General features: G+C 44.7%; 18 protein-coding genes and 1 tRNA gene. 10 read left to right on the top strand and 9 right to left on the bottom strand.

What is annotated here, in order from left to right:
• Positions 1 to 87: 87 nt before the first annotated feature.
• Both RMO68_RS10765 and RMO68_RS10760 read left to right on the top strand, forming a co-directional pair.
• Complete coding sequence (locus RMO68_RS10765) at positions 88 to 2,706, top strand: valine--tRNA ligase (RefSeq protein WP_310440758.1); 2,619 nt, start codon at positions 88 to 90, stop codon at positions 2,704 to 2,706.
• Positions 2,707 to 3,108, top strand: coding sequence for a hypothetical protein (locus tag RMO68_RS10760; protein ID WP_310440757.1), 402 nt, complete (start codon positions 2,707 to 2,709; stop codon positions 3,106 to 3,108).
• Here RMO68_RS10760 and RMO68_RS10755 read toward each other — a convergent pair whose 3' ends face one another.
• Positions 3,109 to 3,675, bottom strand: a complete 567-nt coding sequence (locus tag RMO68_RS10755) for a YceI family protein (protein WP_310440756.1) — start codon at positions 3,673 to 3,675, stop codon at positions 3,109 to 3,111.
• A 169-nt stretch (positions 3,676 to 3,844) separates the two neighbouring features.
• Here RMO68_RS10755 and pyrF point away from each other — a divergent pair, with 169 nt between their 5' ends.
• From pyrF to RMO68_RS10740, 3 genes are all read left to right on the top strand, one after another.
• A complete protein-coding gene (pyrF, locus tag RMO68_RS10750) occupies positions 3,845 to 4,528 on the top strand; it encodes an orotidine-5'-phosphate decarboxylase (protein WP_310440755.1) in 684 nt (227 codons plus the stop codon).
• Positions 4,529 to 4,578: 50 nt separating this feature from the next.
• Entirely contained in the window at positions 4,579 to 4,725 is a 147-nt protein-coding gene (locus tag RMO68_RS10745; RefSeq protein ID WP_310440754.1) for a hypothetical protein, read from the top strand.
• A gap of 71 nt (positions 4,726 to 4,796) precedes the next feature.
• Positions 4,797 to 4,886, top strand: a tRNA-Ser gene (locus tag RMO68_RS10740).
• 202 nt (positions 4,887 to 5,088) lie between these two features.
• On the opposite strand, the gene RMO68_RS10735 is transcribed toward RMO68_RS10740, so the two are convergent.
• Positions 5,089 to 5,721: a hypothetical protein gene (locus tag RMO68_RS10735; RefSeq protein ID WP_310440753.1), complete on the bottom strand. Its 633-nt coding sequence runs from the start codon at positions 5,719 to 5,721 to the stop codon at positions 5,089 to 5,091.
• A gap of 112 nt (positions 5,722 to 5,833) precedes the next feature.
• Here RMO68_RS10735 and galU point away from each other — a divergent pair, with 112 nt between their 5' ends.
• A complete protein-coding gene (gene galU, locus RMO68_RS10730) occupies positions 5,834 to 6,655 on the top strand; it encodes a UTP--glucose-1-phosphate uridylyltransferase GalU (RefSeq protein WP_310440752.1) in 822 nt (273 codons plus the stop codon).
• Here the strand turns inward: galU and RMO68_RS10725 are convergent.
• Genes RMO68_RS10725 through pyrH form a run of 6 tightly spaced genes read right to left on the bottom strand, consistent with a single transcriptional unit; the run spans position 6,652 to position 13,655 of the window.
• Positions 6,652 to 8,238 (bottom strand): N-acetylmuramoyl-L-alanine amidase, encoded by a 1,587-nt coding sequence (locus RMO68_RS10725; RefSeq protein ID WP_310440751.1) that lies wholly within the window; start codon positions 8,236 to 8,238, stop codon positions 6,652 to 6,654. The genes galU and RMO68_RS10725 overlap by 4 nt on opposite strands.
• Complete coding sequence (locus tag RMO68_RS10720; RefSeq protein ID WP_310440750.1) at positions 8,235 to 9,326, bottom strand: nitronate monooxygenase; 1,092 nt, start codon at positions 9,324 to 9,326, stop codon at positions 8,235 to 8,237. Before RMO68_RS10720 ends, RMO68_RS10725 begins: the two co-directional genes overlap by 4 nt.
• Positions 9,323 to 10,525 carry a tyrosine--tRNA ligase gene (gene tyrS, locus RMO68_RS10715; protein WP_310440749.1) on the bottom strand — a complete coding sequence of 401 codons (1,203 nt, stop codon included), beginning with the start codon at positions 10,523 to 10,525 and terminating at the stop codon, positions 9,323 to 9,325. Before tyrS ends, RMO68_RS10720 begins: the two co-directional genes overlap by 4 nt.
• A 3-nt stretch (positions 10,526 to 10,528) precedes the next feature.
• Positions 10,529 to 12,688, bottom strand: a complete 2,160-nt coding sequence (locus RMO68_RS10710; protein WP_310440748.1) for a RelA/SpoT family protein — start codon at positions 12,686 to 12,688, stop codon at positions 10,529 to 10,531.
• A 21-nt stretch (positions 12,689 to 12,709) separates the two neighbouring features.
• Complete coding sequence (locus RMO68_RS10705; RefSeq protein ID WP_409574827.1) at positions 12,710 to 12,925, bottom strand: DNA-directed RNA polymerase subunit omega; 216 nt, start codon at positions 12,923 to 12,925, stop codon at positions 12,710 to 12,712.
• 19 nt (positions 12,926 to 12,944) lie between these two features.
• A complete protein-coding gene (gene pyrH, locus RMO68_RS10700) occupies positions 12,945 to 13,655 on the bottom strand; it encodes a UMP kinase (protein WP_310440747.1) in 711 nt (236 codons plus the stop codon).
• 118 nt (positions 13,656 to 13,773) lie between these two features.
• Between pyrH and RMO68_RS10695 the strand changes: the two genes are divergently transcribed.
• The 4 genes from RMO68_RS10695 to nhaA all read left to right on the top strand — a co-directional run bounded on the left by RMO68_RS10695 (position 13,774) and on the right by nhaA (position 18,969).
• Positions 13,774 to 15,102, top strand: coding sequence for a hypothetical protein (locus tag RMO68_RS10695; protein WP_310440746.1), 1,329 nt, complete (start codon positions 13,774 to 13,776; stop codon positions 15,100 to 15,102).
• 2 nt (positions 15,103 to 15,104) lie between these two features.
• Positions 15,105 to 16,202 carry a trypsin-like peptidase domain-containing protein gene (locus RMO68_RS10690; protein ID WP_310440745.1) on the top strand — a complete coding sequence of 366 codons (1,098 nt, stop codon included), beginning with the start codon at positions 15,105 to 15,107 and terminating at the stop codon, positions 16,200 to 16,202.
• A 30-nt stretch (positions 16,203 to 16,232) separates the two neighbouring features.
• The gene (locus tag RMO68_RS10685) at positions 16,233 to 17,597 is read left to right on the top strand and encodes a TIGR00341 family protein (RefSeq protein ID WP_310440744.1); all 1,365 of its coding nucleotides are present in this window, start codon (positions 16,233 to 16,235) and stop codon (positions 17,595 to 17,597) included.
• Between the two features lie 196 nt (positions 17,598 to 17,793).
• Entirely contained in the window at positions 17,794 to 18,969 is a 1,176-nt protein-coding gene (nhaA, locus tag RMO68_RS10680) for a Na+/H+ antiporter NhaA (RefSeq protein ID WP_310440743.1), read from the top strand.
• Here the strand turns inward: nhaA and RMO68_RS10675 are convergent.
• On the bottom strand, positions 18,959 to 19,546 hold the full coding sequence (locus RMO68_RS10675) for a DUF502 domain-containing protein (protein WP_310440742.1): 588 nt from the start codon (positions 19,544 to 19,546) through the stop codon (positions 18,959 to 18,961). The two genes, nhaA and RMO68_RS10675, sit on opposite strands and share 11 nt — an antisense overlap.
• Between the last annotated feature and the right edge of the window lie 30 nt (positions 19,547 to 19,576).

The raw sequence follows: 19,576 nt of genomic DNA, 5'->3' as shown, positions 1-19,576 counted from the left end.
TTGATAATTAATACTTTATATAAAGCAATTAGCGTTCCTCTGAAATTTGGTATAATTCGCGATATTTTTTGTTACCAAGGCCTTGTTATGTCAGCTACCCACTACGATCCCAAAAATATTGAAGAGACTTATTATCCTATATGGGAGAACCGAGGCTATTTTGAGGTTGAGGGGAACCTATCCATACAAAAACCGAACAAACATTTCGCCATCATGCTTCCCCCTCCGAACGTCACGGGATCACTGCATATCGGTCATGCGCTAAATCATACCCTTATTGATATCATCACCCGCTACAAACGGATGGACGGCTATGCCGCTCTGTGGCAGCCGGGAACCGACCATGCGGGGATCGCGACCCAAAACGTCGTCGAAAAACAGCTCCTTGCCGAGGGGTTAACCAAAGAAGAGCTCGGACGCGAAGCGTTTTTGGAACGGGTATGGAAATGGAAAGCGCACAGCGGCGGAACCATTGTGAGCCAAATGCGTAAAATGGGGGTATCGCCTGCGTGGAGCCGTGAACGTTTTACGATGGATGAGGGGCTAAAATCCTCCGTTAAAGAGGCATTTGTCCACCTCTATAACCAAAACCTCATTATACGCGGTAACTATATGGTCAACTGGTGTACCCATGACGGCGCACTCAGCGACATCGAAGTGGAACACGAAGAGCACCAAGGGAACTTCTACCATATGCGCTACCCCTTCAGCGACGGCAGCGGGCATATCGTGGTCGCTACTACCCGACCTGAGACCTATTTCGGCGATACCGCCATCATGGTACACCCTGATGATGAGCGTTACCTCCACCTCATCGGACAAAGCGTCACTCTGCCGCTCATCAACCGCGAGATCAAAATCATCGCCGATGGCCATGTTGATCGTGATTTCGGAACCGGTGTCGTTAAAGTTACCCCCGCCCACGATACAAACGACTACGAAGTGGGCAAACGTCACGATCTCGAATTCATCACTGTTTTCGATGAAAAAGGGATACTCAATCACCATGCGGGAGAGTTTGAAGGATTAGAGCGTCTCGAAGCGCGCGCGATAATCGTTAAACGTCTCGAAGAATCGGGATTTATCGAGAAAATCGAAGAACACACCCACCAAGTGGGGCATTGCTACCGTTGTAAAAATATCGTAGAACCCTATATCTCCAAACAGTGGTTTGTCCGCAAAGAGGTCGCGCGCGGTTCGATCGATAAAACCAATGAAGGGTTGGCACAGTTTTTCCCTCCGCACTGGATCAACAGCTACAATGCATGGATGGGCGACCTACGCGATTGGTGTATCTCACGTCAGCTTTGGTGGGGACACCGTATCCCTGTATTTTACTGCGATGATTGCGGCCATGAGTGGGCAAGCTTAGAGGAGAATCCTGAGAATTGTCCCCATTGTGCAAGTAAAAACTTCACCCAAGATCCGGATGTCCTCGACACGTGGTTTAGTTCCGCCCTTTGGCCGTTCTCGACTCTGGGATGGGGGAACGGTGACAGTGCGCAAGATCAACTTTTCCAAAGTGAGGATATGGCTCGCTTTTATCCAAATACCCTCATGATTACCGGATTTGATATCCTCTTCTTTTGGGTTGCACGGATGATGATGATGGGGGAAAGCTTTACGGGCGAACTGCCGTTTAAACACATCTATCTCCACGCTTTGGTACGGGATGAACACGGGCAAAAAATGTCCAAATCCAAAGGGAACGTTATCGATCCGCTCGATATGGTCGAAAAATACAGTGCCGATGCGCTGCGCTTTACGTTAGCTGTCCTTGCCGTTCAGGGGCGTGACATCCGCCTTAGCAACGACCGTCTGGAACAAAGCCGTAACTTTACCAACAAACTCTTCAACGCTTCCAAATTTTTGCAAATGAATGTTCCGACCTTTAAAGATTTAGCGGATCAAGAGATCACTACACCGTTGGGGCGCTATATGCTCTCGCGTTTCCATCGTGCAACAGCAGAGACGAGAGCGTTCTTGGACGAATACCGCTTTAACGATGCGGCAACGGTACTCTATCGCTTCTTATGGAACGAGTTCTGCGACTGGGGTATCGAACTGGGCAAAGCGTCAAAAGAGAGCGTCAATGAGCTGGGAAGCATCTTTAAAGAGTCGATGAAACTCCTCCATCCGTTTATGCCGTTTATCACCGAATTTCTCTACCATGAGCTTTCAGGGACAACCCTCGAAGAGGGGAACTCGATCATGATTATGACCTATCCGGATAATATCGCGGTTGATGAGGCCATCGAAGCGGAATTTGCGATCATTATGGATGCGATTGTTACCCTGCGCCGTGCCAAAACGCTTGTTGATTTAGGAAACCAAAAAATCGACCTCGCTTATCTCAAATGCGGCGGCGATCAAACTATGATGGCACCGTTTATTGTGCGCTTGGCAAAAGTCGAAACGCTCCATTTTACCGACTCTAAAATCGATAACGCCATCAGCGATATCGGAGAATCGGTTGAGGTATACTTGCCGACCGAAGCCATTGATTTAACCCCTATTATTGATCGACTCACCAAACAGCGCGAAAAACTCCAAAAAGAGGTCGATAAGCTGCGCGGGATGCTCTCTAATGAGCGTTTCGTCGCCAATGCTCCCGAAGCCGTTATTACTGAAAATCGTAACGGTCTTGCCGATGCCGAAGATAAAATTACTAAAATTGGCGCTCAACTCAGCGCGTTAGGAAACTAATTGCAATTTCGGGAACTCTCCGCATCCGAGTTGGTAGAGGGGTTTGCCCTCCTCACGACACTGCGTACCGAACTTACCTCCGATCAATTTGACGCATTCATCACTTCGCAATATCCCAAAGATTACCGACCTATCGGTGCGTATCAACGCGGTGAGTTACAAATTTATGCGGGGGTGAGCATACGGGAGAATTTAGAACTGGGACGCCATTTAATCGTGGATGATTTTGTGACCTATGGCGGATATGAGCATCTAAGCCGTGAAATGATCGATTATTTGGTCGATTACGCCAAAATGTACAAATGCCAATCTATTTTAGTGTGGGGAAAACAACAGGGGTTAAAGCTGAATGATTTAGAGGGATTCCGCCCCAAACGGGACGGGTTTATCAAAACTTTTTAATTACTCCTCAATCCCCTCGACTTCAACTACCATTTTAACTTCGTCTCCGACGACCACACCGCCCGCTTCAATCGCTTTATTCCAGTTTAGGCCGAAATCTTTTCGGTTAACTTTTCCGCTCAATACAAAACCTGAACGCTGATTTCCCCACGGATCGGTTACCGTTCCCCCCATATCGATATCAAGAACCACTTTTTTGGTAATTCCGCGAATCGTTAAATTTCCGGTCATTTTGGTTTTGGTAGCGCTCGTCATGACAAAATTAATATCGCCGAATTTAGCGGTATCAAAAAAATCGGCACTGCGTAAATGATCATCACGTTTTGCGATACCGGTATCAATCGACTCGGCTTTGATAGCTCCGCTTAGGGATTTAAACTGCCCTTTCTCCAAATCATACATCCCAGAAAAATTACCGAATTTTCCGGTTACGGTACTAATCATCATGTGTTTTACTTTAAAACCCACATTTGAATGTGAAGGATCGACTTTATAGAGTGCGGCAGAGGCAACACTTACGCTCATTACTAATCCGGCTAATGCCATCGCTATCAAATTTCGCTTCATGAGATACCCTTTTTATTTTAGTATTCGAATATTGTAGGCTGTTTTCATCAATGAATTATTAATACAATGCAAATGGACGTTTTTTTTAAGATTTAATACAGTACCCCATCTCAACCCTTTCAAAACTTCTCTTGGTTATACTTTTACCAATATTATCCAAAGGCTTATCATGCAATTGTGCGTCGCACTTGACCTCCCGAATCAGGAAGAGAACTTAGCCCTCGTCGAAAAACTCAAAGAGTACCCCCTATGGCTGAAAGTGGGTCTACGCTCGTATATCCGTGACGGTAAGCCGTTTATCGATGCCATCAAAACGATCAATCCCGAATTCAAAATTTTTCTAGACCTCAAGCTCTACGATATCCCCAACACGATGGCGGATGCCGCAGAATCGATCATGTCTCTAGGAGTCGATATGTTCAACGTCCATGCCTCCGCAGGACGCAAAGCGATGCACGAAGTGATGAAACGGCTCTCCCCTTATGAAAACCGCCCTCTCGTCCTCGCAGTGACCGCCCTCACCTCGTTTGAAGAGGGAGAGTTTAAACACGTGTACGGAGAGAAAATCGCACCCAAAGCGGATCGTTTTGCACAGGATGCACATGAAGCTGGGTTGGACGGAGTCGTGTGCAGTGCCTACGAGAGCGCTTCGATCAAATCACTCACGTCAGACACCTTTATCACCCTCACCCCCGGAATCCGACCGTTTGGTGAAGATGCGGGAGATCAAGAACGGGTCGCTACCGTCGAAATCGCACGGGATGAAAAAGTTGACTTTATCGTTGTCGGGCGACCGATTTACAAAGCATCCAATCCTGCCGAAGTCGTCGAAAAAATCCTCGCTATTTTATAAATTGGAATATTCCTTGCTTTATTTCTTGTAAATACCTGCAAGGAGACTGCATGAAATTTATGGATAAAATCGAGCTGGTTGTAAAGTTGAAAGAAAAAATTGCCGAAGCAAAAGCTTCTAATGAGGTTCTGGCTACGCAGTTACAAGCCCTTTTGGATCAAATTATCACTACTCCCAAAAACTCTCCCGCAATTTGACGTATCAAAGCACCTATTTAAGGTGCTTGTTATGTACGTATGCTTATAATTACGCCCTCTTTAATAACACTGGACGAGTAGGAAAGCGGCTGAATCCACCTCCCTGCTAAGGAGACGTACTGGCAACGGTACCGAGAGTTCGAATCTCTCCTCGTCCGCCACTTCAATTCCCTATTTACCGTACTTTCCAAGACCTAAAAAAATACCAGTGACACTATAATGACTTTTTCTGTATTAAATAACGTGTGTTTTATATAAAAGTTATGGAAGATTTTGAAAAAAATTAAAATTTGAAGCGATGCAGATTACGGTGTGCGGGGAAAACCCCGCCTCGTTTGTTTACTAACGAATCGTTACTAACTTTTAGTTGTCACGTCCGTTATGACCTTTGTTTCCATGCCCGCGATCATCTCTATCACCTCTGTCTCCACGATCATCACGTCGTTCTTCACGATGATTAGACGAGTTTTTTCCACGGTAATGCTCATTAATTCCGTTATATCTCTCACCGCCGCGTCGTCGATCAATCACTTCATCAGGGGCGATTCTATGGTAATCTGAGAGGAATCGAACGTTGACCAGTTCAACAATCTCAACATCCCGCAATTTATGGTTTTTATTTTTATATCCGTACGCTTTTCCATAAGGGGGCTGATGATGTCTGCGGCTCTCTACGACGTAAAGGGTACGCGGATCAAGTCCCAGACGTACACTGATATTCCACCAGCTAATACCGCGCATCCGCAAATCGGTAATATAACGTGCATCACGATGCGATTTCTGCGCTAAAAAGTAGACGACGCTCATCTCATCACGGGGAACCGAACGCTCGATAACAATTACCTCTTGTTGCGGTACGCGATAATAATCTCCGATAGAGAGTGTAAATCCGTCAATCCCTCTATCTGAACCCGAAACTCCGATATCAAAATTCGAAGCACCGAGTGTTGTCCCCATAATTCCGAGGATACAAGCTAAACGTATAGTTTTTTTCATAATTTTCCTTTATACGACATGGCTCATTGTACCCCAATAAATGTTGCTCAACAGTAAACAAAATCCGAAGAGACAATTGTGATAAAATAACGCTCATAATTAAGGAGTCTCAATGATCAAAAAATGTCTTTTCCCTGCCGCCGGTTACGGAACACGTTTTCTCCCCGCAACCAAAGCAATGCCCAAAGAGATGCTCCCCGTCCTTACCAAACCTCTCATCCAATACGGTGTCGAGGAGGCCGTTGAAGCAGGAATGCACACGATGGCAATCGTAACCGGACGCGGAAAACGGGCATTGGAAGATCATTTTGACGTGAGCTATGAGCTTGAGCACCAAATCAAAGGGTCTGATAAAGAACACTACCTTACCGAGATTCGCGCCCTTATCGATCATTGTACTTTCTCCTACACACGCCAAAATGAGATGAAAGGGTTGGGTCATGCTATCCTCACGGGAGAAACACTCATCGGTAACGAGCCGTTTGCGGTTATTCTTGCCGATGATTTATGCGACGGAGAGGGAAATGGTATCCTGAGTCAAATGACGGCGCTTTATGAGCGTTATAAGTGTTCTATCGTCGCTATCGAAGAGATTGATCCAAGCCATACGAATCGATACGGTATTATCGAGGGCAAAGAGATTGAAGAGGGGGTTTACAAAATCACTAACATGGTTGAGAAACCCGATCCCGAACATGCACCGAGCAATCTTGCGATCATCGGGCGCTATATCCTCACCCCTGATATTTTTCAAATACTCGAAAATACCCCCGCGGGCAAAGGGGGAGAGATACAAATTACCGACGCACTCATGACCCAAGCACAAAACAAAACCGTGCTGGCCTATAAGTTTAAGGGGAAACGATTTGACTGCGGAAGTGTCGAAGGGTTCGTCGAGGCAACCAACTATTTCTACGAGAAGAGTAATCTCTAACTGTTATTGGCAAAATATCTGCCAATCCCCTCCAATAATCCCTCTACGATCCACCGTTGATATTTCTCATCCGCGATACGCGCCGACTCATCCGGATGGCTGATATACCCCACTTCTAAAAGTACCGCAGGCATTTGCGCCCCGACGAGAACCCAAAACGGAGCTTCTCGTACGCCGTTGTCGTGAACATTCGGGAATTGTTTGCGCAAGTTGCCCAACATCCCCTTTTGAAGATCGATAGCAAGTTTATTGGAAGCAATAATTTTCTCTTTATTGAGAAAGCTCAAAAAACTGAGTTTTCCGTACTGCCCCATCTCTTCCATATCTTCGGAGTTTTCCAATGCGGCAACTCGCATAGAACGCTCACTGCGTGTCGGAGAGAGAAAATAGGTCTCTAATCCCTGTGCGGCGAGCGGATCAGAGGTTTTTGGGATGGAGTTTGCGTGTACCGATATAAAGAGATCCGCCTCTTTATCATTGGCAAATTTCGTACGATCTTTGAGCTCGATAAAGACATCGTTACTACGGGTCATATAGACGGTATATCCCTGTGCGCGAAGCTTCTCACTCAACTGATTTGAGATTTGCAACACTATCTCTTTTTCCATAAAGCCGTTTCCGACGGCACCGCTGTCTTTTCCCCCGTGTCCCGGATCAATCACAATTATTTTTTTGCTTCGATCCCGCGGAGTCACGGTGATAAGAGGAGGAAGTGCCGCGACAAGAGGGGGCTCTTGTACGACCTCTGCCTTAGTCGGTGTCGCAAGAGGAGGGGTTGTTTTGGGCGGCTCGAGAGAGAGATCAATATAGAGAGTTGTCCCTTTAGGGGTCGTTTTAATCGAGATAGCGTGATTGTGTTCGATCACGAGACGGAGTGTTTTAGCATCATACTGTGCCATTTTAATACGGTTGATATTTTGATGCTCTAATGTCTGAGTTTTTGAAAGGGTGGACGAATCGATATCGACTATGTAGCGAAACCGTTTTTTATCCGCCTCAATAATTTTAGAGAGTCGTACTTCAGAAGGCTTTAGTTCCGTATCAAATAGAAGTTCCAACCCTTTGTCTTTCCATTGTGTATCAAGGAGCCGATGGCGCATCGTCATCGTTATCTCATTGCCTCTGGCAATAGGTTCGACTTTCATCATTTTCTCAGGTTCAGGGGTAGTAAATTTACCCGCAACAAGGGCAGGTTTAAAAGTTTTGTCGTAAATGACCGAGGGGACGGTCGAGGAGAGCGTCTTTTCTGCTAAAGCAGCAGGTTTAAGAGAAGGTTCGCTTTTTTTAGGAGAAATTTTGAGTTTTGCCAAATCGGCTTGATACTTACTGACATCGATTCCGAGTTTCTCTCCTCCCGAAACGATCCCCACCAATGCCTCACTCGCAAGAGCACTGTTTTTATCGAGGACGGCGCGAAGATAAATCGTTTTAAACTCATTGTACCCACGAAACTGTTCGATTTCATCGCTACTTTGCAATGATCGCTTAGCCGATTCCAAACGGACGTTATCGTTTGCTTCAGCATACAAAAACAGGGCTAAGAGAGCTATCAGAAGGATACGGATCAGCACGCTGAAACTCACTCCCCGTGCGTTAATTTTTCCATCAACTCTTTGACGGAGATAATTTTATCGATCCGGTAGCCGTTGCTTCCTGAAAAATAAAGTCCCAATTCCAAATCTCCGACGTACGCATCGCTGAGTCGATCGGCAATACAAAATCCGACCTCTTTGGCTTCTACACCCCGATTACACGGAGCGACACAGTTCGAGATACATTTGATCGAGGGGCCGGTGCGGGTATCAATCAGATCGCGCAAATTGGTACGAACACCGCGCGCGGGATATCCGACAGGAGATTTCATCAACGTAATGTCCTCTTCTTTGGCCTCTAAAAGAACTTTTTTAAAGTTATCATGCGCATCGCACTCATGTGTACCGATAAAGCGGGTACCCATTTGGACTCCGGTAGCACCAAGTTCCATCATTGCTTCGATATCGTTTTTATCCCAAATTCCCCCTGCGGCGATAACCGGAATATTCCCCCATAAAGCGGCTTCTTCCACTACGGGACGAACAAGGTTTTCGAGTTGGTACTCTTCCATTTCACACTGCTCGTACGTAAAACCTTGGTGACCGCCGCTTTTAGGCCCCTCAAGTATTACGGCGTCGGGGAGACGGTTATACCGTTTTTGCCAACGTTTGCAAATAATCGAAAGCGCCTTGGGAGAAGAGACAATCGGTACCAAAGCAACATCGGGATAATCCGCCGTAAATTCAGGCATATTCGTCGGTAATCCCGCACCCGTAATAATAATATCAATCCCCGCTTCACACGCGTCGGTTACGACACGGCCATAATCGTTGATCGCATACAAAATATTACACGCCAAGGGTGCCTCACCGCAAATTTTTCGGGCATTTTCAACGATAGCCGTCAACCCTTTTTTAGAATAAAAGTTTTCAGTATCAAGCGGTCGGTTAGCTACCAATTTATCCGCATGCATTTTATTTTCATAATATCCCGTCCCTACCGCACTAATGACCCCAAGGCCACCCTCTAGCGACACCGTCCCTGCTAATTTATCCCAACTGATTCCGACACCCATACCCCCTTGAACAACAGGGGTTTTTATCGTATATTTGCCAATTTGAAGTGGTTTGAAGCTCATGGGATTACCTTTAATCGCGCAAATTTTCGTTTTCCGACTTGAAGGATGTATTCACCCAGTTCAAGTTGATATTGCTCATCGCTTAGTTTATTTTGATCGATTTTAACAGAGCCTTGCTTAATCTCCCTACGTGCTTGAGAAGTAGATGGGCTGAGGAGACAATCGACGAGTGCTTTGGCAATCCAAATCGGCCCTTGAAGGGAAAATTCTTCCATTTCACTCGGAATTTCGCTTTGCGCATGGACACGCTCAAACTCTTCTTGGGCAAGCTGTGCCGCCTGTGCCGAGTGGAATCGTTCCGTAATCTCCAACGCCAGTGCCTCTTTCACTTTTTTAGGGTGCAACGTGCCGTTCTCAACGCCCACTTTAATCGCTTCAATCTCATCAATCGTTTTAGCGCTTAAAAGCTCATAGTAACGCCACATCAACGTATCGCTAATGCTAAGTATTTTTCCGAACATATCGTTTGGCTCGTCGGCTACCGCGATGTAATTGTTGAGCGATTTTGACATTTTTTGAACGCCGTCTAGCCCTTCGAGAATCGGCATCATAAGGACAGATTGCTCTTTCCCGATCTCATATACCCGCTGTAAGTGGCGCCCCATGAGAAGATTGAATTTTTGATCCGTCCCCCCGATCTCAATATCGCTTTTAAGATGAACGCTATCGTAACCTTGGAGCAGAGGATACAAAAACTCGCTGATGGAGATGGATATCCCCGCTTTATGACGTTTATCGAAATCATCCCGCTCTAGCATTCGGGCAACGTTATACGTGGTTGTCAATTCCAGCATCCCTGCCGCGCCTAGAGGGTTAATCCAATCGGCATTGAAAACCACGGTTGTTTTTTCAGGATCGAGAATTTTGAATACCTGATCCTTATAACTCTGCGCATTTTCCAAAACCTGCGCAGGGAGAAGTTTTTTACGTGTTTCGCTTTTACCGGTCGGATCACCGATTTGCGCCGTGAAATCACCGATCAAAAACTGAATATGTCCTCCGAATTTTTGAAACACGGCAAGCTTCTGAAGCAAGACGGTATGCCCCAAATGAAGATCGGGGGCGGTCGGGTCAAACCCCGCTTTAACCGTATAACTCTCCCCTTTTTCAAAATAGTTTTTTAAAAGTGTCTCAAGACGCGCTTCGTCGATAATTTCGGCAGTTCCCCGTCTAATTTCTCGTAATGCTGATTGAATCATGATTTATCCTTGGCTTCGGTACGCATCATCCGTCCGAAAAAATTGTATGATTTTCCCTTTTTTCTCCAGTTTGGAGCGAAGACGATTGATATCGGCCTCAAGAGTTTGGAACTCCATTTCACAGTATTGCGTATGTTCGGATTTCTCTTTTCCAAGCTCGATAGAGTTGATATCCGCCCCCATTTTCGCCATATAGGTAAGCAAATCGGCGAGCGATCCCTGTGCGCTTTGCATACTGATTATCAGGTGGTAGCGGAAATAGTGCTGTGCTCTCCAACGAACAAATACCATCGGTTCTCTGCGATCAATCAATCCGGCTGCATTTTTACACATTTTATGGTGAATGTGGGCTTTCCCCTCTTGTAGAAATGCAACAATTTCATCCCCTGTTTTAGGATGACAGCAATAATCAAATACGGCATCACCGACACTGCTGTTGGCATAAATCTCTAGCGATGCAAAAACATAGGGTTTCAAGCGAAAACGATTACGCGACAAAAAGGCGCTAAAACGGTTGTTTTCACCCATCTCCTGCGTAAATCGATTCACGGTCTCTTTGAGCAAATCCAATTCACTCGGGATTCGATGACGCTGCTCTTCAAGATGGGTTTGAGTGAAAAGTTCATCAATCCGAACCGGATCAAGACTAAAGATAGAGCTTAAAATATTAATACCGGTTTCGGTATCGATAGCACGTATCCGCTGATTGCAGTTGGCTCGCATGCTGGCTTTGGCACGGGATGTTTTAACCGTATCAATCCAACTGCAACGGTTTATTTTTTTAGAGGCCGTCGTGATTTTAACGATATCACCGTTGTGCAGTTCACTCAAAAGCGACGCTTTCTCTTTGTTGATCAAACACCCCTCGGCGCTGTCTCCGATCTCGGTATGTACCGCATACGCAAAATCAAGAGCCACCGCACCGCGAGGGAGAGTAAACGGTTTTCCTTTCGGTGAAAAGACACTGATGTCTTCACTGAAAAGGTCATTTTTAATCAGTTCATAAAATGCTTCGACTGATTCATTTTGATATTGGAGGTTATGGAGCCAATCGAGACTGATCGGATTATTCCCGCCGCTTTTGTATTTCCAATGCGCCGCAACCCCGAGTTCCGCCGTTTTGTGCATCTCATAAGTGCGAATTTGTACTTCAAAAATCGCCGTTGAATCAAAAACGGATGTATGGAGCGTCTGATACCCGTTCTCTTTCGGGATCGAAATATAGTCTTTGAAGCGTGAAGAGAGCGGTTGAAAATTCAGATGGACCAATCCTAAAACACGGTAACAGTCGATCGGCTTTTTCACCAAGATCCGTACCGCCAAAAGATCAAGAATTTCATCGATACTGATCCCTTTTCGTTGCATTTTAAGGTAAATGGAGTAGTGATGTTTGACGCGGCTGAGGATTTCAAAATCATCTTCATTAAATCCGTTTTCCTGCATCATTTTGGTCAGTTTTTCACAAAAATCGCTTAGACGGGCATTGATAGAACGGAAATTCTCCTCAAAATACATATCAATTGCTTGTTTCTCTTCGGTAAATAAGTATTGAAAACTCAAATCCTCCAACAAGTTTTTAAGATATGAGATCCCTAAACGACTCGCAATCGGTGCGTAAACGACGAGAGTCTCTTCTGCAATACGGTGCTGTTTTGCCGGAGCTAAGGCTCCTAGCGTCAACATATTATGAAGACGATCACACAGTTTAACCACTAATACGCGAACATCTTCGATCGAGGCAACCAGCATCTTGCGAAAAGAGAGAGCCGAAACGACCAGCTTCTCATCCGAGTTTGAGGGGATAAGCTGAGCATCTCGAATCGTGTCGATTTTTGTCAATCCCTCAACCAAATGGGCAACATCATCTCCATAATCACGTGCGATCTCATCGATACCGATATGGGTATCTTCCACAACATCGTGTAAAAGTGCGGCAATAACCATCGCCTCATCACCGGTAATGTTAGCAACAATCGATGCGACTAAAACCGGATGGACAATGTACGCTTCACCGCTTTTACGAAACTGATTATGATGGGCTTGTTGTGAAAAAGCAAGGGCATTTTGGATTGCGTTTGAGGGGGGGATGTGTTTGTAGAGGTGTGCAATAGCACCCTCAACATCATTGATTCCGATTACGTTTTCTATGTCGATGGTATTCAATGATGCCGCTTTTTAGTAAAATTAGTCTTTGTCTACGAAACCTTTGATCGTGATATGCCCCTCGGCAATCTCCATCAAAGCGATATCAGCTGTTTTAGCTTTTTTTACATCGACATTCAGTTTCGTCGTTGCTCCGTTAAGAAGCTCTTCTGAGCGTTTTGCTACGGCGATAGCCAATTGATAACGGTCGATATTAGCAGTTTCAAGTGCTTTTGCGGTAAGTTGTTCGAGTCTCATATTTATGATCCTTTTAGATTTATTTTACGATAGAGCAACTCTCTAAGTTACCCTGAATAATTTCAAGAAGATTTCCCGGCGTAAACATATCGCACACGATAATCGGTAATTTATTCTCTTTAGCCAATGCGATAGAGGTATCATCCATCACTTTGATATGATCTTGCAACGCTTGCTCATACCCTAGACGAGGCAATTTGATAGCATCATCGAATTTTTTAGGATCTTTGTCATACACGCCGTCTACTTTGGTCGCTTTGATAATCACTTCGGCTCCGATTTCAATCGCACGAAGTGTCGCAGCGGTATCGGTCGTAAAAAACGGATTCCCTGTCCCTGCGGCAAATATAACTACACGTCCGCGCTCCAAATGGCGGGTTGCACGGCGAACGATAAACGCTTCGGCAATTTGTTCCATTTTGATCGCACTTTGGACGCGTACCAACATCCCCTCATGTTCACATGCTTCTTGCATCGCAATCGCATTGATGACCGTAGCCAACATCCCCATGTAATCGCCCGACGTTCGACGAATAATTCCATCAGCCGCCGCAGTCACACCGCGGATAATGTTGCCGCCACCGATAACGATTCCGACTTCAATCCCTGCATCAACGAGAGTTTTGATCTCACCGGCAATAAATTTTAGAATTTTCGTATCAATGCCGTGACCGTTTTCACCGGCCAAAGCCTCACCGGAGAATTTTACCAAAACACGTTTATAGCCCATACAACTCCCTATAAAGCATCTTTGATGTGCCCTTAAAATTACGGGTATTATACTTTATTGTCGCTTTAAGGTTGCTTTGATTACACTAAGCTTTATATTGAGCAAAGGAAAAGCAGAGGTGAGATGGTTCAATACGTTAAAGAGTTGGTTTAATCCATCCCCTATGCATTGCGCTCCGCTTTACGGGCGGGGAATTCACGCCCTTCCGAACCCGAATGAAAAAGAGCTGTTTGAACGTTCATCGGCGGCTTTTATCGACGGTGATATTTTAAGCGGTTATGAATATTTTTTATCTTCTTTGATTCATAAAGAGAATCTATTTCCTACACCGCATTTGAGTATTGAACGTTCCGAAGAAACGCTCCACTTCAGCCTCTATCAAGGGTATGCCCTTATCAAAGGGAGTGTGAGCGAAAAATCGCTTGAAGCGCATGCCGATATTGCCCTCAGCGAACAACTCCATGTCGCCATCAAACGCCGTTTTTTAGAGCGTGATTTTCAGCTCACTTACTGCCGTTTCAGCGAAGACAAGGGGACTATCAGACTCTCAATCTGTCTCGACAATGCGACGATTACCCCCCAAAAAATCTTTTACCCGCTCCGTGAAATCGCCCTCAATGCCGATTTTGAAAAGGAGTTTATCGCCGGTGAATTTGATGAATCGGCACTTTTAGATACGCACCATCTTATTAATATTCCTCAAGAAAAAATCGAAACAAATTACGCTTTTATGCGACAATGGATACAAGAGACCGAACAAAGTCTCTTAGGCCTTTTATCGAATGACAACACGGGGATGACCTCTTTTAGCTACCTTGCTCTCCTTCTGCAAATCGATTATCTTCTCCTCCCTCATAAAAAAATGGCTAAAAATATCAGTGAAAAAATCAACGGCTATTTTATGGACGATGAGAAACTTACCGAAGATAAAAATGCCGATTTGGAACAATATCTGGGGGAACTCAGCGCGATGGATATTGAATCTTTTTCCACACAATTTTACAATTGCGCTTATACTTTTTCCCCGTTCGAGCAGGCAATGCACGATGAAATTTCGACCTTTATCGAAGAATCGCTAGGGAAAGTCCGCTGGTACAAAAACAACCGCTCGACCTACGTCATCAGTGTGATTTACCGCTATATATCTCTATATATTCTTTATAACTACGGGCTTCATCCCTCCCTGCGCTCACTCCTGCATCTGCACGTTGAAGTATATGCCTCCGATTTTTTTAAAGCCGCCGGAGAGATCCCCCTGTACGATCCCCTCACCCGAACTTTTAAACAAAATCTTATAGCGCAGCGGATCCGCGAGTCGATAGAGCCGTATATTAGCCGCTATAAAGGGCTTAGTGACTTCTCAGAACACCTCAATTACAGTGATTTAGACCATTTTAGCCAAAGCTTTTATCTCCAAGTTAAAAATCTCGATTATACGGAGGTCTAAGTGTGAATACCGCTACCCAAAAAATGGTCGAACAAACGATTGAAAGTATTGTACAGATCACAAATCCTTACGGCAGCGGAAGCGGATTTCTTATCGGAGAGCTTATTATTACCAACTCTCACGTGGTCAGTGGGCTTAAAGAGGTGTTAATCAGTACCAAAACGCTTTCCAAAACCATCGGTACGGTCATCTATGATGATCCGGCATTTGATCTGGCATTTATCCGCTCTCCGATATTGATTGAATGCAAAAACCCTTTACTTCTCTCCTCTGCACCGGTTTTAGACGGAGATAGCGTCATCGCTATCGGACACCCTTATGGACTTAACTACTCTACCACCGAGGGGATCGTTTCCAAAGCGTCCCGTTTACAAGGGGAAGTCGAATACATCCAGTTCGATGCCGCCATTAACCCTGGAAACAGCGGAGGACCGTTGCTCAACGACTCTGCAGAAGTCATCGGTGTCAACACGTTTATCATCCAAAACTCCAATAATCTCGGCTTTGCCCTCCCCTCCTACACCCTCAAAGATGCCTTAGATCAATTTAGCGCGTTAAAAACCGAAGATATAATCCGTTGTGTTTCATGCAAAAACCTGATCCTAGAATCTACGATTCAAAACGATTATTGCCCGAAATGCGGTACCAAACTTGAAGTAGCAAAACGCCGTCGTGAAGGGTATAAACCCTCAGGTGTGGTAGCTCTCATCGAGAAGATTTTGGGAATACTCAAAATCAATGTCACCCTCTCGCGGCGAAGTCAGCGAAGCTGGAGATTTGAGCTGGGAACGACCCGAATCGATATCAACTATTACGATAACGGAATTATTATCGCCGATTCGGCACTTTGCCGTATTCCGCAAGAGAATATCGAAAATCTGTATGATTTTTTACTTAGTGAAAACAGTGTTTTAGAGACATTACAATTTTCTATCAATGAGAATACCGTTTATCTTTCGTATATTATCGTCGATTCATCCCTCAGTGAAGAGTACGGGACGGTAGCACTACGTAAACTCTTTGACGAGGCTCCCCGCTATCAAAAACTTCTCATTGAGCGCTTTAAAGCCCCTGAACCGAAATTCGATGAGTTTGAATAATCGGTTAACAATTTACAAAAAGGTGACGAAATGACCAACATTGAAGAGCACCGATTCTGGATAAATGCAAAACAGCTCTTGCGTGAACGTTTAAGCCTTATAGAAGATAAAGCAGACGATACCGTTATCGATGAGCGTATCCGCAATGACATTCATATGAAGGGGGCAAATCTCTGGATTTTAATGTTTGCTATTTTCGTCGCATCTATCGGTCTAAACGTCAACTCCACCGCCGTTATTATCGGGGCGATGTTGATCTCTCCTTTGATGGGGCCGATTATGGGGATCGGATACGGAGCGGGGATTAACGATTTCAGTCTCTTAAGAAGAGCCTTTAAAAATCTGGCTATTGCAACCTTTATCGCTCTACTTACCTCTACCCTTTATTTTTTGATATCACCGCTCGATACCGCCCAATCAGAGCTCCTTGCACGGACGACACCGACCGTGTGGGATGTCTTGATCGGACTTTTCGGAGGATTAGCCGGAATCGTAGCGATCACACGCAAAGAAAAAACAAACGTTATCCCCGGTGTTGCTATTGCAACGGCACTAATGCCGCCCCTGTGCACAGCAGGATTCGGTTTGGCAACAGGGCACTGGAGCTATTTCTTCGGAGCATTTTATCTTTATACCATCAACTTTGTTTTCATCGCATTATCAACATTTTTAATCGTTCGCGCATTTAATGTGGCGGAAAAAAAATACGTCGATTCCGATGTTGCCAAGCGAGCACAACGCTATATCGTTGCCGTAGTTCTTCTAACAATCCTTCCGAGCTCATATTTGGCCTATCAGCTCGTCAGACAAGAGGTCTTTAAAGCCAAAGCAACCGCCTTTGTAAACGAACATCTGAATTTTAAAAATACGAATGTGGCTCAGGTAAAAATCAACCAAAAAACCTATGAAGTAAAAGTATTTTTGATCGGAGAGCATGTTCCCAAAAGTGAACTCAATAACATAAGTATACGGCTAACGGCAGAGGGGCTGGAAAAAGCCAAACTCAAAGTGTACCAAAACGGCGAACGTGAAGATGTTGACGTCTCTACGCTCAAGGCCGATATCATCACCGATCTGTACCAAAATACAAAAGCCGATCTGCAAGCTAAAGAGAAAGAGATTGCCCGACTCAAAGAGGAAATGTCTCTTTTATCACGCAACCGCGACTACTACAGTGCCGTCCCTAATGAGCTAGAAACCCTCTTTCCTAAAGTTAATAATGTCGTCTTGTCCCAAAATTATGATGAAACGGCAGTTGAACGTAACGTTAGTGAAAATCGTCTGATTCTCAATGCCGATGCTAAAAAACGACTGACAAAAGTGGAACGGGTAAAAATAGAAAAATGGCTCAAAATGAGAACCCAATCGGATAACGTAAAAATCATTATCCATTGATTTTAGAAGGCTATTGTTTCTCAACTGTTTACTTATTTACTCTACCATACATACTGTTTAATGTTAGCAGCATAGCATTAAAATTTCATTGTACACTCCTTTAGAATAGTCCTATCTTTTGTACAGCAGCAAAAGGTTGGACTAATCAAATCACAACAATCCCTTCATTAAACTATAGAAAATCAAAAGGAAAAATATGCTCAAACATTCATTGCTGAATTTTTTTAAGCTTGAATCTGCCACCGGAATACTCCTCGTTTTAGCCACACTCTTTGCTATGATCATGGCAAATACGAATCTTTACTCACTCTACGACGCACTAACGTCGATCCCCGTTGTCATCAGCTTCGGAGAACTCGTGATTGCCAAACCGCTTCTCCTATGGATTAATGATGGGTTAATGGCGATCTTTTTCTTTATGATCGGCTTGGAAATTAAACGTGAAGTGATTGAGGGTTCGCTCAGTGATCCCAAAGCGATAGCCGTTCCCGCTTTCGCCGCACTGGGCGGGATGGCAGTCCCCTCACTCATTTATGCATGGTTTAACTGGAACAATTCGATAGCGCTTCAAGGGTGGGCAATCCCCTCTGCTACCGATATCGCATTTGCTCTAGGAATATTAACCCTTCTAGGTGATCGCGTCCCTAAAGGGCTTAAGCTCTTTCTTTTAGCTCTGGCGATTATTGACGACTTGGGTGCTATTATCATCATTGCCCTTTTTTATACTTCCGAACTGTCGAGTGTTTCGTTAATCACTGCGGCGACTATGATTGCCCTGTTAATCATTATGAACATCAAAGGGGTCATCAATCACACCGCATACATATTGGTCGGTATCGTCTTATGGACAGCAGTTTTAAAATCAGGCGTTCACGCCACTCTCGCCGGCGTCATTCTGGGGTTACTGATTCCACTGAAAAATAACAAATCCTCTTTTCATGCACTTGAGCACTCCCTCCACGCACCGGTCAACTTTATCATTTTGCCGCTGTTCGCGTTTGCCAATACCGGCATCGGCTTTTCCAATATTTCGGCACAAGATTTCTACGATCATATCACTTTAGGAATCGCATTCGGCCTCTTTATCGGCAAACAGACAGGGGTATTTTTATTTAGTGCTTTGGCGGTTTGGATGGGATTTGGAAAACTCCCCTACGGTGTCAATTGGGGGCGGCTTTACGGCGTTTCCATCATCAGCGGGATCGGGTTTACGATGTCATTGTTTATCGGCTCTCTCGCATTTGAACACGCCAGAGCAGGCGGTATCGCTTTAAGCGACGAAAGGCTGGGGATATTACTAGGATCCCTCCTCTCCGGAGTGATCGGGTATGCGGTATTACGCTATTTTTTAAATAAACCAGTTATTGAATAAGCGCTGATACCGCCTCTTTTTGTGGAAAATCAGCCCCCATACTGATAATAAACGACGAAGCCTCTTGAAGGGAAAGGGTCGTTTTTTTGATCTTTGCTTCATCAACTAAAACCGTGTAACCGCTCGTAGGATTTGGAGAAGTCGGAACAAAAAGAACACAAACATTTTCATAACGGTTCAACAGATACGCCGGAACCCATAATCCTTCTTTCGGATACTCAACCAATACCACCTCTTTTTTCGTCCCGTCTTCCCCTCCGCTGAGCATAGCGGCAAGTTTTTTTGAGACAGAGTAAACCGAACGAATTGCAGGGATTTTTTCAAAAGTGCTGTCAATCATAGAGACAAAAATAGAACGCCCGTATTTTTCAATCGAAAAACCAAGCAATGCAAAAACACCGATAACACCCGCCATCAAAGCCAATGTAACACTAAACGAATTCGTATAATCGTGCAGAGAAGAATACGCGCTAACTCCCAAGTTTTTGAGATAATTGACGACAATAATCACCAAAATCAAAGGAAAAAGAGATAACGCACCGACAAAAATATAACGAAGTAATAATCTGATTTTCATACTCATTTAACAAACCTTTTTAATATAACA

The sequence above is a fragment of the Sulfuricurvum sp. genome (genome assembly GCF_031427015.1).
Classification (GTDB): Bacteria; Campylobacterota; Campylobacteria; order Campylobacterales; family Sulfurimonadaceae; genus Sulfuricurvum.
The sequence above is the reverse complement of the archived record's forward strand: the minus strand, read 5'-3'. Positions and strand labels throughout refer to the sequence as shown.